Genomic DNA, 12,626 nt, shown 5'->3' with positions numbered 1-12,626 from the left:
ACGATGCCGATGATCAACGCCGACGGATGCCTGCTCAACGTCCAGGTGGATGGCCGCGACGGCGGACCGACCTTGATGCTGTCGAACTCGCTCGGCTGCACCTTGCAGATGTGGGAGCCGCAGATGCGGGCGCTGACGCAGATGTTCCGCGTCATCCGCTACGATCGTCGCGGCCACGGCAAGTCCGGCGTGCCGGCCGGCCCCTACGCGATGGAGCGGTTCGGCCGCGACGTGCTCGCGATCCTCGACGACCTCAACATCGAGAAGGTGCACTGGTGCGGCCTGTCGATGGGCGGCATGGTCGGGCAATGGCTCGGCGCCAATGCGCCTGAAAGATTCGGCAAGATCATCCTCGCCAACACCGCCTGCTACTATCCCGATCCGACCAACTGGCAGAACCGCATCAAGGCGGTGAAGCAAGGCGGCATCGCCGCCGTCGCCGATGCCGTGATCGCGGGCTGGCTGACTGCCGACTTCCGCGAGCGCGAGCCGGAGACCACGGCACGCATGAAGGCGATGCTGCTGGCCTCTCCCGTCGAGGGCTATCTCGCCTGCTGCGAGGCACTGTCGACGCTCGACCAACGCGCGCTGTTGCCCAGGATCAAGAGCCCGACGCTGGTGATCGCGGGAAAGCAGGACATGGCGACACCGGTGTCGGCGGGCGAGATGATCCGCAGCGGCATTCCCGGCGCCAGCATGACGCTGCTCGATGCCGCGCACATCTCCAATGTCGAGCAATCGCACGCCTTCACCGAAGCCGTGGTCGGCTTCCTGACGCAACGTTAATCCGCAACCACAAACGTCATTGCGAGGGGACAGCGACGAAGCAATCCATGCCTCCGCAAGTGGTGAAATGGATTGCTTCGCTTTGCTCGCAATGACGGGAGGAGACACCGATGGACGACAATCAGCGCCGTGACGACGGCATGACGCAGCGCCGCAAGGTGCTGGGCAATGAATGGGTCGACAAGTCGATCAAGAACCGCAACCCGTTCAACACCGACTTCCAGGACCTGATCACGCGCTATGCGTGGGGCGACATCTGGACCCGGCCGCATTTCGATCACCGCACGCGCCGCGTGCTCGTCATCGGCACCATGGTCGCGCTCGGCCAGTGGGACGAGTTCCGCCTGCATGTGCGCGCAGCGCTCAGCGAAGGCGGCTTCACGCCCGAGGACATCAAGGAGATCTTGCTGCAGCAGGCGATCTATTGCGGCGTGCCCGCAGCCAATCACGCCGTCAAGGAAGCCGGCGCGATCATCGCCGAACTAGGGCTGCTGAAGGGATAGCTCGCTCGCCGGTGCGCTGGTCTCGACGGCCGGCGCCTTGGCGACGGACTTCGGCGAGGTCTCGAACAGCATCACGATCGCGGTGCCGAGCAGCATCAGAAGCTCGGCCGCATGCATGCGCAACGCTTCGATCTCGCCGACTTTGGATGCCATCATCATGCTGGCAAAGCTCAGCACGCTGCCGAGGCAGAGCGCGACCGCCAGCGCCTCGTCGGCGCCGCTGCTGGTCTTGCGCAACGGCGAAAAGGCCGTCATCGCGAGGAAGACCGCGAAGAACGCCACCACCGTGATCCGCGCCAGCGCCAGCAGCCATGCCAGCCGCACCGTCGCCATCTTGCCGAGGTGCAGATAGTCGCTGGCGTAGAGCGCGATCGACACGCTCGGCCGCTCGTAGAGGCCGTGGACCGGCGACACCATGATGCTGAAGGCGATGATGGTCCAGACCGGAATGAAATAGGCCGCAAGCAGCGCGCCGTTGAAGGAGCTGATCCGCCAGTTGCTCGACATTACCGCTTCCCGCTTCTCTCCGGCGCCTTTTGGATCGGCGACGGTTCAGCCTGCGAGGTAACGCCGATCGATTGCCGGCAGCAATTTAAACCCTTTGTTAAGGTTAAGCGCGGTGCGATGGTTCCGGATCGATGCGATCGGGCCAGGCCAGGATCTGCCCAGCACCTGCGCCGGCCGGGATAAAGGGGGTAAAATGAGCGAAAGAACCCGCATTTCCGTCGCGACGCCCTGCTTCGGCGGCGACCTTAAGATGGCCTATGTGCTGTCTGCCCTGAAGCTTCAGGCCGTGGCCACTGCCCGGGGCATCGACATCCAGTTCCACCTGATAGGAAACGAATCGCTGATCGTGCGCGCCCGGAACGAACTGGCCCACCAATTCCTTGTATCCGGCGCCAGCCATCTGCTGTTCATCGATGCCGATATCGGTGGACTGCGGCGCCGATGTTTCGGCCGCAGCCTACCCGCTCAAGCACATCGATTGGGAAAAGGTGCAGCGGGCTGCGGACGCCAAGCGCAAGAACCTCTCGTCATCCTCGCTGGACTATGTCGTCACATGTGAAGGCGACCAGATCACGGCTCGCGGCGATGGCTTCGCCAAGGTCCGATATGCCGGAACCGGCTTCCTGATGATGAAGCGATCCGCCCTCGTCAGGCTGTGCGATGCGACGCCCATCCCGAGCTCAAATATCGGGCGAACCACAAGAGCGACTTAAACACCGGCGACCTGGTTCGCGCCGACCTCGGCCGCGTCTCGCTGTTCGAATGCATGATCGACAAGACGACCGGCGAGTATTTGTCCGAAGATTACGCCTTCTGCCGGCGCTGGCTCGACCTCGGCGGTGAAATCTGGCTGGACCTTCGAAGCGAGCTTACGCATTTCGGTTCATATGCCTTCCGCGGCCGCTTCGCCGATCAGCTGGCCTGAGCAACACAGGCAGAAGCGGAAGAAGTCCCGAACAAAAAGGCCTCGCCGTTCGGCGAGGCCCTTTGGTTGAATCTGCTCAATTGCGCCGAACTAGCGCTCCGGATTGGGCTTCTGGCCCTGCCGGCCGGGATCCTGCTGCTGCTGGCCAGGCTTCTGGCCGCCGCCCTGCTGCTGACCGGGCTTCTGACTCGGGTTCTGGTTCTGCTGGCCGGGGTTCTGGTTCTGATTGCTCATTCGCTTAACTCCCTTTGCTTTCATCAAGCTCGGGACAACGCACCGTCAGGACCGCGGTTGCTCGGGGAACACGGGTTCCGGCGCGATCATTGCAAGGCAACGAGGTGTCGACCCTGTGACATCGGAACCGCACCCGCCGAAGTAGTTATGTACAAGCCCTCGTCTGCTGCTGCCACGCTGTTGCCGCCGCCGGGGTTCCACTGTTAGAAAATACCACGACGCGACGGATCAGGCTGCCGGGGGCCCTCGGCGCGTCACCCCTCGAGTTACGGCAGCGCATGGATTATTTCGCCCAGCAACTGATCAACGGCCTCGTGCTCGGTTCGATCTACGGCCTGATCGCCATCGGCTACACGATGGTCTACGGCATCGTCGGCATGATCAACTTCGCCCATGGCGACATCTTCATGATCGGCGGCTTCATCGCGCTGATTTCGTTCCTGGTGCTGGTGTCGCTCGGCCTCACCGCGATCCCCCTGATCCTTCTGATCGTGCTGCTGGTCTCGATGGCGATCACCGCGCTCTATGGCTGGACCATCGAGCGCATCGCCTACCGGCCCTTGCGGCATTCGTTCCGCCTGGCGCCGATGCTGTCGGCGATCGGCATGTCGTTCGTGCTGACCAACTTCTCGCAGGTGTCACAGGGTGCGCGCGTCAAGCCGGTGCCGCCGATCATCACCGGCGGCTACACGCTGCATGAGGGCTCCGAAGGCTTCGCCGTGCAGCTCTCCAACGTCCAGATCATGGTCGTGCTCGCCACCATCGTGGTGCTGGCGCTGTTCACCTGGCTGGTGTCGCGCACCCGGCTCGGGCGCGACATGCGCGCCTGCGAGCAGGACCAGACCATGGCCGCACTGCTCGGCGTCGACGTCGACCGCACCATCTCGATGACCTTCGTGATCGGTGCCGCGCTCGCCGCCGTCGCCGGCATGATGTACCTGCTGTATTATGGCCTGGTCGATTTCTTCATGGGCTTCGTCGCCGGCATCAAAGCGTTCACCGCCGCCGTGCTCGGCGGCATCGGCTCGCTGCCGGGCGCGATGCTCGGCGGGCTTGCGATCGGTCTGATCGAGACGTTCTGGTCGGCCTATTTCTCGGTGGAATACAAGGACGTCGCCGCGTTCTCGATCCTGATCGTGGTGCTGATCTTCATGCCGACCGGCCTGCTTGGCCGTCCCGAAGTCGAAAAAGTCTGACAGGCACTTCGTGAGCGCGACCTCAGCCCGCCCATCGCCCGCCGCGCAGCCCTTGGGCAGCGCCTTCATCCTCAAGAAAGCCCTGATCAGCGCATTGGTCGCGCTGGTGCTGTTCTCGCTGATGATCGGCGTGCGCACCGAGGCCGGACCGCAAGGCGGCCTGATCTACTGGACGCGGTTCGGCGACCTCGCCGCGATGGTCGCGATCGTATTTGGCGGCAGCATCATCGTCGAGCTGTTGCGGCAATGGTGGGGCCCGGTCGACAAGGTGCGCATCGTACCCAAGCCGGTGCAAACCACGCTTGCATTCGCAGGCCGCTGGCTTGCGACGGCGCTGCTTGTGTTCACCTTCCTCGTCCCCGTGATCTTCTACGATCAACGCTACATTCTCGATCTCGGGATCCTAGTCCTGACCTATGTGATGCTGGGTTGGGGCTTGAACGTCGTGGTCGGCCTCGCCGGCCTGCTCGACCTCGGCTATGTCGCCTTCTATGCGGTCGGCGCCTATTCCTACGCGCTGCTTGCGACCAATTTCGGCTTGTCGTTCTGGGTCTGCCTGCCGCTCGCCGGCATCCTGGCGGCGTTCTGGGGCGTGCTGCTCGGCTTCCCGGTGCTGCGGCTGCGCGGCGATTATCTGGCAATCGTGACGCTCGCTTTCGGCGAGATCATCCGCCTCGTCATCATCAACTGGCAGAGCCTGACCGGCGGCCCCAACGGCGTCTCGGGGATTCCGCGCCCGACCATGTTCGGCATTCCGCTGACGCCGGGCGACGACGGGCTCGCCGCCAAGCTCGGCATCGAGTTCTCGCCGACCCACCGCCTCGTCTTCCTGTTCTATCTGATCCTCGCGATGGCGCTGCTCACCAACTGGGTGACGATCCGGCTGCGGCGGCTGCCGATCGGCCGCGCCTGGGAGGCGCTGCGCGAGGACGAGGTCGCCTGCCGCGCGCTCGGCATCAACACCACCACCACCAAGCTGACGGCATTCGCGACCGGTGCGATGTTCGGCGGCCTCGCCGGCGCGTTCTTCGCCACGCGGCAGGGCTTCATCAGCCCGGAATCCTTCACCTTCCAGGAATCGGCGCTGGTGCTGGCGATCGTCGTGCTCGGCGGCATGGGCTCGCAGCTCGGCGTCGCGCTTGCCGCGCTCGCCATGATCGGCGGCTTCGAATTGTTCCGCGGCCTCGATCAATACCGCATGCTGGTGTTCGGCATCGCGATGGTGCTGTTGATGATCTGGCGGCCGCGCGGACTGATCGGCCATCGCGCGCCCACCGTGTTCCTGGAGCGCAACCAGGCGATCTCCTCCGACCTCGTCAAGGAGGGCCACGGATGAGCGGCGACCACATCCTCACCGTCGACCGCCTGATGATGCGCTTCGGCGGCATCGTCGCGGTCAACGAGCTCTCCTTTGCGGCCGAGCGACGCAAGATCACCGCGCTGATCGGGCCGAACGGCGCCGGCAAGACCACCGTCTTCAACTGCATCACCGGCTTCTACCGGCCGAGCGGCGGCGCGATCCGCCTCGCCCATGACGACGGCCGCACCATCCAGCTCGAGCGGCTGAACGATTTCCGCATCTCCAAGCAGGCCAAGGTGGCGCGCACCTTCCAGAACATCCGGCTGTTTCCCGGCATGACCGCGCTGGAAAACCTGATGGTCGCCCAGCACAACGCACTGATGCGCGCCTCGGGCCTGACCCTGCTCGGCCTGCTCGGCCTGCCGTCCTGGCGCGAGGCCGAAGCGCGCGCCATCGAGCTGGCGCGGACCTGGCTCAACCGCGTCGGCCTGCTCGACCGCGCCGACGACGCGGCGGGCAATTTGCCGTATGGCGACCAGCGCAGGCTCGAGATCGCGCGCGCGATGTGTACTGAACCCGCGCTGCTCTGCCTTGACGAGCCCGCGGCCGGACTGAACGCGCGCGAGAGCGGCGGCCTCAACGAACTGCTGTTGTCGATCCGCAACGAACAGGGCACCTCGATCCTGCTGATCGAGCACGACATGTCGGTCGTGATGGAGATCTCCGATCACATCGTGGTCATGGACTACGGCGTCAAGATCGCCGAAGGCACGCCGCAGGCGGTGCGCGACGACCCCAAGGTGATCGCCGCCTATCTCGGCGCCGACGAGGAAGAGGCGATCGCCGTGATGGAGAGCGGCACGTGAGCGCGGCAGCGGCAACCACACCCCTGCTCGCGGTGCGCGGCGTGCGTGCGGCGTACGGCAAGATCGAGGCGCTCAAGGGCGTCGACATCGAGATCAATCGAGGGGAGATCGTCGCCCTGATCGGCGCCAATGGCGCCGGCAAGTCGACGCTGATGATGACGATCTTCGGCCGGCCGCGCGCCCGCGCCGGCCGCATCGAATTCGACGGCCACGACATCACCGGCGTGCCGACCCACGAGATCGCGCGGCTGCGCATCGCGCAATCGCCCGAGGGCCGGCGGATCTTTCCGCGCATGAGCGTCGCGGAAAACCTGCAGATGGGCGCCGATGCCACCGAATGCAGCGAGGCCGAGCGCGAAGCCGGGCTGGAGCGCGTGTTCGCGCTGTTTCCGCGGCTGAAGGAGCGCGTCGCACAACGCGGCGGCACGCTGTCGGGGGGCGAGCAGCAGATGCTCGCGATCGGCCGCGCCCTGATGAGCCGGCCGCGCCTGTTGATGCTGGACGAGCCTTCGCTCGGCCTCGCGCCGCTGATCGCGCGCCAGATCTTCGATGCCATCCGGCACGCTGAACCGGCAGGACGGCCTCACCGTGCTGATCGTCGAGCAGAACGCCAACCATGCGCTGAAGCTCGCCCATCGCGGCTACGTGATGGTCAACGGCCTGATCACGCTGGCCGGAACCGGCGCCGAATTGCTGCAGCGCCCGGAAATCCGCGCCGCCTATCTGGAAGGCGGCCGCCGCGGCTAGCTCACCCCTGAGCGCCGCCCCGTGCAGCGGGATGCGGCTGATGCAGCGTCGATTTGCCTGAAAATTGCCGGTGACTTCGCTGCGAAATCAGCCGAGAATGCCCGCGGTTTTGGGGCCCGGCGTGCCGGGCCCTTCCGCAAGAGGCAACGACCACGAGGGACGTCTCATGAAATCACTGAAGCTGATCGGCCTGGCACTGGGCGCTTCGTTCGCATTATCGGCGAGCGCGTTCGCGCAAGACATCACCATCGCAGTCGCGGGCCCGATGACGGGCTCCGAATCCGCTTTTGGCCGGCAGATGAAGAACGGCGCCGAGCAGGCAGTCGCCGACATCAACGCCGCCGGCGGCGTGCTGGGCAAGAAGATCGCGCTGGAAGCCGACGACGATGCCTGCGATCCGAAGCAGGCGCGCTCGATCGCGGAAAAGATCGGCTCCGCGAAGATCCCGTTCGTGGCCGGCCATTTCTGCTCGTCGTCCTCGATCCCGGCCTCCGAGGCCTATGCCGACGCCAACGTGCTGCAGATCACCCCGGCCTCGACCAACCCGCTGTTCACCGAGCGCAAGCTGTGGAACGTGGCGCGCGTCTGCGGCCGTGACGACCAGCAGGGCCTGGTCGCCGCCGACTACATCATGAAGAACTTCAAGGGCAAGAACGTCGCGATCCTGAACGACAAGACCACCTACGGCAAAGGCCTAGCCGACGAGACCAAGAAGGCGCTGAACAAGGCCGGCTTCCAGGAGAAGATGTTCGAGTCCTACAACAAGGGCGACAAGGACTTCAACTCGATCGTCTCGCGCCTGAAGCGCGACAATATCGATCTGGTCTATGTCGGCGGCTACCATCAGGAAGCCGGCCTGATCCTGCGCCAGATGCGCGACCAGGGCCTGCAGACCGTGTTGATGGCGGGCGACGCCATGAACGACAAGGAGTTCGCCTCGATTACCGGCCCCGCCGCCGAAGGCACGCTGTTCACCTTCGGCCCCGATCCGCGCAACAAGCCGACCGCGAAGGCGATCGTCGAGAAGTTCAAGGCCAAGAACATCGATCCCGAAGGCTACACGCTCTACACTTACGCCGCGATGCAGGTGTGGACGCAGGCCGTCGCCAAGGCCGGCACCACCGACGCCAAGAAGGTGATGGACACCATCAAGGCCGGCGACTGGGACACCGTGCTCGGCAAGATGGGCTTCGACGCCAAGGGCGACATCAAGGCGATCGACTACGTCGTCTACAAGTGGGACGCCAAGGGCAACTACACCGAGATCAATCCGAAGGGCTCCTGAGCCTCTCGCGTCTTGATCCCATCCGAGACACGAAACGCCCCGGTCAGCCGGGGCGTTTTTTATTGGGGCAGGATCGCGACGCCCGGCCTGTCGCGCGACGCCTCGCAGACGGAAATACCGCTTCTGTTTCCGCAGCTCCAATTGCGAATTGCACGACCACGCAGTTGACGGAGCCATCAGCCCCGCAGGACTGATCGCATATGATGTGGGCAGATCCCGATTGAAGTTTAGTCTTGCCTGGCTTGGGAGCGCACAATATCGTTTTGACAGTCCAACGCGACGATGCGGGAGAGATCGAAACGAAAGCGAGCACGTCGTTTTCGTGTTCGGCGCCGACGGAGCAACCGCCCCGGAAACTCTCAGGCACAAGGACCGTGTCGTCAGGACGATCTGGAGAGAGACACCGTATCCTTGATGCGGTGTCCACCGAAGGGGATATCCGTCATCGAGCCATTGCATTGAGCATCGGCTGCAACGGATCAAGCTCTCAGGTACCGGGACAGATGGGGCGCCTCCACCGGTTTGCGCCGGCGGGGCGACTCTAGCGTCCGGGAGCCTCTTCAAGACATGCCCTTCATTGCACTCGTCGGCGCCGGCCTCACCGACGCAACGACCATCCGTGTGACGCGGACGCGCGATTGCCTTCGACGGATGTCTCGACGCCGCGACAAAGGCATCCCGAACCGGCGGGCGGCTTCCATTCAACCATTGCGCTCTTCAACGCGCCGATCAAAGTCCGTTCAGCGTTCATCCGAGGAAAATGATGTCAGCCACCCCGCGAGCCAGAAACACCCCGATGTCAATGAAAACCGCGTTACGCGGGCTGCTGCTCGCCACCGCTCTCGTATGGCCCGGCCTGTCTCACGCCAAGACGATCAGGGCAGTGATGCATTCGGACCTGCGGGCACTCGATCCGATCGTTTCGTCAGCCTACATCACGCGTGACCACGGCTATATGGTCTACGACACGCTGGTGGCGATGGACTCCAGCTTCACGATCCGGCCTCAAATGGCGGACTGGAAGGTGTCCGACGACAAGCTGACTTACACGTTCACGCTGCGCGACGGCCTGAAGTGGCATGACGGAACGCCGGTGACCGCGGACGACTGCATCGCGTCATTGAAGCGCTGGGCTGCCGTCGACGGCATGGGCCAGAAGCTGATGGACTTCACCGCCGGCCTTGAGGCCCCCGACACCAGGACGATCGTGCTGAAACTCAAGGAACCCTACGGCCTGGTGCTGGAGTCGCTCGGTAAGCCATCCACGCTGGTGCCTTTCATGATGCCGAAGCGCCTTGCCGACACACCGTCGGATCGGCCGATCCCCGAGCAGATCGGCTCGGGACCTTTCAAGTTCGTCCCGGCGGAATTCCAGCCCGGCGTGAAGGCCGTCTACGAGAAGAACAAGGACTATGTGCCGCGCGCCGAGCCGCCAAGCTGGACCTCGGGCGGCAAGGTGGTGAAGATCGATCGCGTCGAATGGATCACGATGCCCGACGTTCAGACTGCAACCAGCGCGCTTCAGTCCGGCGACATCGATTTCCTGGAGCGGCCGTCATTCGACATGCTGCCGATCCTGCAAGCCGACAGGAATTTGACGTCGCGCCCTTTGAGCGGTCTAGGCTTCCAGACCATCGGGCGGATGAATTTTCTCTATCCGCCATTCGACAACGTCAAGGTGCGCCGGGCTGCCATGATGGCGCTGAGCCAGAAGGACATACTCGACGCCATGGTCGGGGATCCGAAGCTCTATAAGATTTGCGGCGCCGTTTTCGGCTGCGACACACCGCTCGCCTCCGATCTCGGATCGGGCTCTCTCGTCAAGGGCGGCGGCATGGCCGAGGCCAAGAAGCTGCTGGCCGAATCCGGTTACGACGGCACGCCGGTCGTGATGCTGGCACCGACCGATGTGGTGACCCTCAAGACGCAGCCCATCGTCGCGGCGCAGCTGCTGCGTCAGGCTGGCTTCCAGGTGACGGTCCAGTCCATGGACTGGCAGACAGCGAACATGGTCTTCGCAAGCCAGAAGCCGCCGAAGGATGGCGGTTGGAACATGTTCTTCACCAACTGGGGCATTGCCGACATCATGAATCCCGTCGTCAGCGCTCCCCTGAACAGCAGGGGTCGCAAGGGCGGATGGGTCGGCTGGCCGGACGACCCGCAAATGGAGAGCCTTCGCGATGCCTTCGCCCGCGCCGGCTCGCCCGAGGCACAGAAGAAGATCGCGGCGGAGATTCAAGCGCGCGCGCTCGACCGTGTGACTTACATTCCTCTGGGCCAGTATTTTGCGCCAAGCGTGTGGCACAAGGAGCTGACGGGGATACTCGATGGTCCTGCCACGCCGCTGTTCTGGAACATCGATAAACCCGAGTAGTCTCAACCCGCATGATTCTGATCGACGCGGGCGGCTACCGGGACAGGCCGAAGCCTCCACCACGCGATGAAACGAGAAACATCAGAGATGTCGGGATGTCATCTGATGTCCTTTGTTTGAACTTTCCGACGCAGCAAGGTTTGATGCCATGTCACTTGATACCACGTACGATGTGATCGTCGTCGGCGGCGGCTCTGCCGGCGCTGCCATTGCCGCCCGATTGTCCGAGGATCGAAAGCGGCGGGTGCTGCTGCTGGAAGCGGGCCTCGACTGGCGTGCCGATGAAGCACCCTGGGAGATCAGGACGCCCAACCCGATTCCCATCATTCACCAGCGGGAATTCCAGGAGAAGTGGCAGTGGCCCGACCTCCTGACCCGCCGCATCGCGGGGCAGGAACCGCGCTTCTATTGGCGCGGCAAGGGGCTGGGCGGCAGCTCGATGATGAACGGCCAGATCGCCATTCGCGGCGTCGCGGACGCTTTCGACGAATGGGCCGCGCTCGGCTGCACCGGCTGGTCCGCGCGCGAGATCATGCCGTTTTTCTCTGACATCGAGGACGACGAGGAATTCGGCGACACCAACGGACATGGACGCGGCGGTCCGCTGCCGGTCTATCGCGCGCCGCTAGAGACGTGGGGGCCGATTGATCGCGGCCTGCGCGATGCAGCTCTCGCCAGCGGCTATCCGTGGTGCGCCGATGTCAACGGCCCCGATGGCGAAGGCGTTGCCTGCTATCCGATCAACAGCCGCAACGGTCGTCGCATAACAACCAACGAAGGCTATCTCGAGCCGGCGCGTGGCCGCGCCAATCTGGAGATCCGTGGCAAGGCGCTGGTCGACCGGGTCCTGATCCGCGACGGCAGGGCGACCGGCGTCCGGGTCCATATCGACGGCCAGGGCACCAGCGAGATCGACGCACGCGAGATCGTGCTGTGCGGCGGCGCCATCCATAGCCCCGCAATTTTGCTGCGCTCGGGCATTGGCCCGGCGGCCGAACTGCAAGCCATGGGGATCGCGGTCGAGCGTGATCTGCCGGTCGGCCGTAATTTCTTCGATCATCCGCTGTTTCGCATGACGATCCAGCTGCGTGAGGATCTGCGGCCCACTGATCCGGATACGCGCCACACCAATTGCTGCGTGACCTATTCATCTGGTCTCGCCGACGGCGGCAAGCGCGATATGATCATGATCGGTTTCAACCATCGCGGTATCGGAAATCCCGGAGCGATCGGCGCAGGACTGTTCAATGCCTATTCGCGTGGTCAGCTGAAACTGGCTTCGCCCGATCCGATGATCGATCCGATCGTCGAGGAGAACATGCTGGCCGATCAACGCGACATGCTTCGCATGACCGATGCGGTGAAGCGGTTCGCCGTCCTGGCCACGCAGACGGCACTGGCCGGCATATCGGACTGGATCCGCCTCGGAGATACCGAGCTGACCCTGCCGGCCGCCGCAGCCTTGCCGACAGCCGAGCTCGAGGCGGTGTTGCGACGGGAGACCGGCGATATCCAGCATGCAGCCGGCAGCTGCCGGATGGCCGGCGTCAACGATCCCGCGGGCGTGGTCAATCCCGACGGTACGGTGAGGGGCATCGGCGGCCTGCGGGTCGCCGACGCATCGATCATGCCGTCCGATTGCCGGGCCAATACGCACTTCACAACGGTTGTCATTGGCGAAGCCATTGCCCGGATGATGAGGTCGTAAACCAGGCCGTCAACGCGCCTCTAGGCATTTTCGGTTCTGATTGAATCAGAACCGAAGCTCTAGATTCTTGTCTTGACACGTTTTCTTCACACGAACCGGTGTCCACTTCGCTCGAAAACGCTCTGGCCGGGCCCGCCGCAGCTGCTATACCGGTTCGAGCAGCCAAAGCTCGGACAAGGCGCAGACGGACTCAAT

General features: G+C 64.0%; 12 protein-coding genes, 1 pseudogene and 2 riboswitches. Of the genes and pseudogenes, 11 read left to right on the top strand and 2 right to left on the bottom strand.

The window, feature by feature from the left end; genetic code table 11:
- Window positions 1-3 precede the first annotated feature (3 nt).
- Together pcaD and ACVWW1_RS04525 are read left to right on the top strand one after the other, a co-directional pair.
- Window positions 4-786, top strand: coding sequence for a 3-oxoadipate enol-lactonase (pcaD, locus tag ACVWW1_RS04530; protein WP_456654996.1), 783 nt, complete (start codon window positions 4-6; stop codon window positions 784-786).
- A gap of 110 nt (window positions 787-896) precedes the next feature.
- Window positions 897-1,289: a carboxymuconolactone decarboxylase family protein gene (locus tag ACVWW1_RS04525; RefSeq protein WP_456654995.1), complete on the top strand. Its 393-nt coding sequence runs from the start codon at window positions 897-899 to the stop codon at window positions 1,287-1,289.
- Here the strand turns inward: ACVWW1_RS04525 and ACVWW1_RS04520 are convergent.
- Complete coding sequence (locus ACVWW1_RS04520; protein ID WP_456654994.1) at window positions 1,269-1,796, bottom strand: hypothetical protein; 528 nt, start codon at window positions 1,794-1,796, stop codon at window positions 1,269-1,271. The genes ACVWW1_RS04525 and ACVWW1_RS04520 overlap by 21 nt on opposite strands.
- 193 nt (window positions 1,797-1,989) lie before the next feature.
- Here ACVWW1_RS04520 and ACVWW1_RS04515 point away from each other — a divergent pair, with 193 nt between their 5' ends.
- Complete coding sequence (locus ACVWW1_RS04515; protein ID WP_456654993.1) at window positions 1,990-2,355, top strand: hypothetical protein; 366 nt, start codon at window positions 1,990-1,992, stop codon at window positions 2,353-2,355.
- Between the two features lie 207 nt (window positions 2,356-2,562).
- The gene (locus tag ACVWW1_RS04510; RefSeq protein ID WP_456654992.1) at window positions 2,563-2,721 is read left to right on the top strand and encodes a hypothetical protein; all 159 of its coding nucleotides are present in this window, start codon (window positions 2,563-2,565) and stop codon (window positions 2,719-2,721) included.
- A gap of 90 nt (window positions 2,722-2,811) precedes the next feature.
- On the opposite strand, the gene ACVWW1_RS04505 is transcribed toward ACVWW1_RS04510, so the two are convergent.
- Window positions 2,812-2,955 carry a hypothetical protein gene (locus ACVWW1_RS04505; protein WP_176530348.1) on the bottom strand — a complete coding sequence of 48 codons (144 nt, stop codon included), beginning with the start codon at window positions 2,953-2,955 and terminating at the stop codon, window positions 2,812-2,814.
- 278 nt (window positions 2,956-3,233) lie between these two features.
- On the opposite strand from ACVWW1_RS04505, the gene ACVWW1_RS04500 reads away from it, so the two are divergent.
- The 7 genes and pseudogenes from ACVWW1_RS04500 to ACVWW1_RS04470 all read left to right on the top strand — a co-directional run bounded on the left by ACVWW1_RS04500 (window position 3,234) and on the right by ACVWW1_RS04470 (window position 12,431).
- The gene (locus ACVWW1_RS04500) at window positions 3,234-4,151 is read left to right on the top strand and encodes an ABC transporter permease subunit (protein ID WP_456654991.1); all 918 of its coding nucleotides are present in this window, start codon (window positions 3,234-3,236) and stop codon (window positions 4,149-4,151) included.
- 10 nt (window positions 4,152-4,161) lie between these two features.
- Window positions 4,162-5,487: a high-affinity branched-chain amino acid ABC transporter permease LivM gene (livM, locus tag ACVWW1_RS04495; RefSeq protein ID WP_456654990.1), complete on the top strand. Its 1,326-nt coding sequence runs from the start codon at window positions 4,162-4,164 to the stop codon at window positions 5,485-5,487.
- Window positions 5,484-6,317 (top strand): ABC transporter ATP-binding protein, encoded by an 834-nt coding sequence (locus ACVWW1_RS04490; protein WP_176530346.1) that lies wholly within the window; start codon window positions 5,484-5,486, stop codon window positions 6,315-6,317. Before livM ends, ACVWW1_RS04490 begins: the two co-directional genes overlap by 4 nt.
- A pseudogene (locus tag ACVWW1_RS04485) lies at window positions 6,314-7,064 on the top strand (ABC transporter ATP-binding protein). Before ACVWW1_RS04490 ends, ACVWW1_RS04485 begins: the two are co-directional and overlap by 4 nt.
- 166 nt (window positions 7,065-7,230) lie before the next feature.
- The gene (locus tag ACVWW1_RS04480; protein WP_176530344.1) at window positions 7,231-8,349 is read left to right on the top strand and encodes a branched-chain amino acid ABC transporter substrate-binding protein; all 1,119 of its coding nucleotides are present in this window, start codon (window positions 7,231-7,233) and stop codon (window positions 8,347-8,349) included.
- Window positions 8,350-8,624: 275 nt separating this feature from the next.
- A riboswitch (glycine riboswitch) is annotated at window positions 8,625-8,734 on the top strand.
- Window positions 8,735-8,737: 3 nt separating this feature from the next.
- A riboswitch (glycine riboswitch) is annotated at window positions 8,738-8,854 on the top strand.
- Window positions 8,855-9,112: 258 nt separating this feature from the next.
- A complete protein-coding gene (locus ACVWW1_RS04475; protein WP_456654989.1) occupies window positions 9,113-10,723 on the top strand; it encodes an ABC transporter substrate-binding protein in 1,611 nt (536 codons plus the stop codon).
- Between the two features lie 148 nt (window positions 10,724-10,871).
- Window positions 10,872-12,431: a GMC family oxidoreductase gene (locus tag ACVWW1_RS04470; protein ID WP_456654988.1), complete on the top strand. Its 1,560-nt coding sequence runs from the start codon at window positions 10,872-10,874 to the stop codon at window positions 12,429-12,431.
- The last annotated feature ends 195 nt before the right edge of the window (window positions 12,432-12,626 follow it).

The organism is Bradyrhizobium sp. JR3.5, assembly GCF_054057015.1.
The sequence above is the reverse complement of the archived record's forward strand: the minus strand, read 5'-3'. Positions and strand labels throughout refer to the sequence as shown.